General features: G+C 70.1%; 3 protein-coding genes. All 3 read right to left on the bottom strand.

Going from position 1 to position 3,112, the window contains the following annotated elements; translation table 11 throughout:
* Positions 1 to 81: 81 nt before the first annotated feature.
* On the bottom strand, positions 82 to 582 hold the full coding sequence (locus JX283_RS08060) for a dihydrofolate reductase (RefSeq protein ID WP_204830116.1): 501 nt from the start codon (positions 580 to 582) through the stop codon (positions 82 to 84).
* A 13-nt stretch (positions 583 to 595) separates the two neighbouring features.
* The gene (thyA, locus tag JX283_RS08055; protein ID WP_204830115.1) at positions 596 to 1,444 is read right to left on the bottom strand and encodes a thymidylate synthase; all 849 of its coding nucleotides are present in this window, start codon (positions 1,442 to 1,444) and stop codon (positions 596 to 598) included.
* 1,035 nt (positions 1,445 to 2,479) lie between these two features.
* The gene (locus JX283_RS08050) at positions 2,480 to 2,893 is read right to left on the bottom strand and encodes a (deoxy)nucleoside triphosphate pyrophosphohydrolase (RefSeq protein ID WP_135977183.1); all 414 of its coding nucleotides are present in this window, start codon (positions 2,891 to 2,893) and stop codon (positions 2,480 to 2,482) included.
* Between the last annotated feature and the right edge of the window lie 219 nt (positions 2,894 to 3,112).

The raw sequence follows: 3,112 nt of genomic DNA, 5'->3' as shown, positions 1-3,112 counted from the left end.
CTCAAGGACCGGCTGACGAGAGGGGGCCGGCACCCGGTGCGACGGGTGCCGGCCCCCTCGGCAGTGCGGGCGGGGGAGGGCTCAGCGCTGGCGGTACACGCGGTACTCGTAGGCCACGCCCTCGTCGGTCTCACCGCCCGGGCAGCGCTTGGAGAGGCACCAGCCGGGGTGCGTGTCGAGGTTGGGGAACCACGCGTCGGCCTTGGGGCAGAGGGTGTGGTTGACCGTCACGTCGCAGGCGCTGCACAGGGGTAGGAAGGTGCGGTAGACCGACTCGCCGCCGATGACCCACACCAGGTCGTCGTCGGCCACCATGGACAGGATCTGGCTCACGCGGTGGGCCACCTCCACGCCCTCGCGGGCAAAGGACTCGTCGCGGGTGAGCACGATGTTGCGGCGCCCCGGGAGCGGCCTGCCGCCGGGCAGGGTCTCAAGGGTCTTGCGGCCCATGACCACGGTGTGGCCCCAGGTCTTTTCCTTGAACAGGCGCATNTCGGCGCGGTTGGAGGCCGAGAGGCGCCCCTTGCAGCCGATGGCCCAGTCGTCGGTGACCGAGACGATGGTGCGGAACTCTGGCTTCATGGGAGCGCCTTCCCTAGACGGCGATGGGGATGTTCTTGACCTGCGGGCCGTGCTCGTAGCCCTCCACGACGAGGTCGTCCACGGTGAAGTCGTAAAAGTCGGTGACCGCCGGGTTNAGCGAGACCNTGGGCGCCGGGTATTGCGGGCGCTCGATGAGCTCTTCGACCAGCGGCACGTGGCGGTCGTAGATGTGGGCGTCGGCGATGACGTGGAGCAGCTCGCCGGCCTCCATGCCCGACACCTGCGCCATCATCATGAGCAGGATGGCGTACTGGCACACGTTCCAGTTGTTGGCGGCCNGCACGTCCTGGCTGCGCTGGTTGAGCACCATGTTGAGGGTGGGGCGGGGGTTTCCCGGCTCCTGGGTCACGTTGTAGGTGACGCTCCAGGCGCAGGGGTAGAGGCCCATCTCCGGCAGGTCGCCGACGGTGTAGGTGCTCGTGATGATGCGCCGGGAGAACGGGGTGTGCTCGAGGTCGTAGAGCACCTTGTCCATCTGGTCGAAGTCGCCCTCGGGGTAGTGGGTCACCTGGCCGATCTGGTAGCCGTAGGCCTTGCNGATGGACCCGTTCTCGTCGGCCCAGGAGTCCCAGATGTGGCTCGAGAGGTCGCCCACGTTGTTGGACTTCCTCTGGTAGATCCAGAGCACCTCGTCCATGGCGCTCTTGAGGGCGGTGCGGCGCAGGGTGATGGCGGGGAACTCTCGGCGCAGGTCGTAGCGGTTGACCACGCCGAAGCGCTTGACCGTGTAGGCCGGGCTGCCGTNCTCCCAGTGCGGGCGCACGAGCTCGCCCTCCGTGGTCGTCCCGTTGTCTATGATGTCGCGACACATGGAGCAGAACAGCTCGTCGGCGTGGCTCATGGTGCCTCCCTAGGGGTGTCGTTGCATGGGAAAAGGGCCCCGCGAGGGGCCCGGTGTGTCGGGGGTCAGGACGCCGAGAGGCTCAGCGCCTCCATGAGGCTCTCGTAGCCGTCGTCGGCCACGGTGTTGAGGCCCTCGCGGCAAGTGTCCTCGAAGTCGTCCAGCGTGGTGCTGCCGTTGCCCGCGGCCGCCTCGCCGAGCGCGGCGAGGGCGTCGGCCGTGTCGTCCCAGCGCTCGGCCACGGCGCGGGCCGCCTTGGCGAGGAGCCTCGCCTCGCGGCCCTCTACGCCCTCGGGGAGCGCGTCGGCGAGCCCTGCCGCCTGGGCGGCGGCGTCGGCGGCCGTCTGGCGGGCCTCCTCGACGGCCTTGGCGGCGGCCTCGTCGTCGCCGTCCTCGGCGGAGGCGAGGGCGGGGCGCAGCTTGGAGACCACGGTGCCGTTGGCGGTGGCGTCGAGGGCGCAGAGCCCCTTGACCCAGTCGCGCACGCCCTGGGGGACGCCGGAGTAGTCCNAGGCGGCCACGTAGTCGTCGATGGTCACGTCGTAGGATTCCACATAGGCCTCGAGCCCGCTCTCCAGCGTGAGCTTGTCGACGGAGGCGCGGTCGTCCCAGCCGAGGCCGCCGTCCCAGTCGTCATAGGGGCTCGTGCCGTCCCAGCCGTCGTAGTCGTCGTCCCAACCGTAGCCGTCCCAGCCGTCGTAGTCGTCGTACCCGTAGCCGTCGTCCAGGTCCCAGTAGTAGGGCGCGCCCGCCACGAGGAGCGAGGACGTGCAGCCGCCCACGCCGAGGGCGAGGAGGCAGAGGACCGCCAGGGCGCACACCACCCCCACGACGGGGCCGACGCCNGCATGGTTGTGCTCGTGGTCAGTGGTCGCAGAGGCCGACTCGACGACGGGGTCGCCGTCCGGGACGTTGGCGACGTGCTTCTCCTCCATGGGATCCTCTCGCGGGCGGTCGGGTGCAGGNGGCCTGATTCTAACAGGCAAAGGCGGGACCCCGTGCGGCACGGTGGTCGTACGGTCGGGGGCGCGTGCCCTAGTGCTCCTCGAAGATGGCGCCCCACCAGGTCTGGAGGTTCCTCATGAGGTCCACGTCGGCGGGGAGCCAGGCGACGTCCATCAGCTCGTCGCGGGAGAGCCAGCGGAGCTCGTCGTGCACGGAGGAGACGGGCTCCTGGCCCGCGGCGATGCGCGCGCAGAAGACGTCCATGGAGAGGTGGAAGTCGGGGTAGTCGTGCTCCACGTGCTCGAGCGCCCACAGGGATTCCAGGTCGCAGGAGAGCTCCTCGCGCACCTCCCGCACGCAGGCCTGCTCGGGCGTCTCGCCGGGCTCCACCTTGCCGCCGGGCAGTTCCCAGAACCCCGCCTGGTCGCCGTCGCTGCGGCGGCAGGCGAGCATGCGGTCGCTGCCGTCGACGATGAACGCCGCCGCCACGGTTACCTGCCTCATGGGTGCCTCCTCGTCCGGGTGCCTGCGGGTGGTCGCTCCGTCCCATTGTGGCACCTTGTCCCGCCGCCCGGCACGGCCGGGTGCGGTCGGGCGGCATGGCGGCGCGGTCCCGCTGGGACAGAAGTGCCCGGGTGCTGGGACAAAAGTGCCCGACCATTGGGACAAAAGTGTCCGGGTGGCGGGACAGGGGGCGGTAGGTTTGCGCTACCCATTTACCCC

Origin of the sequence: Olsenella sp. CU969 (assembly GCF_905219715.1) — a bacterium.
GTDB classification, from domain to species: Bacteria; Actinomycetota; Coriobacteriia; order Coriobacteriales; family Atopobiaceae; genus Granulimonas; species Granulimonas faecalis.
This window is presented reverse-complemented; position numbering and strand designations above follow the sequence as displayed.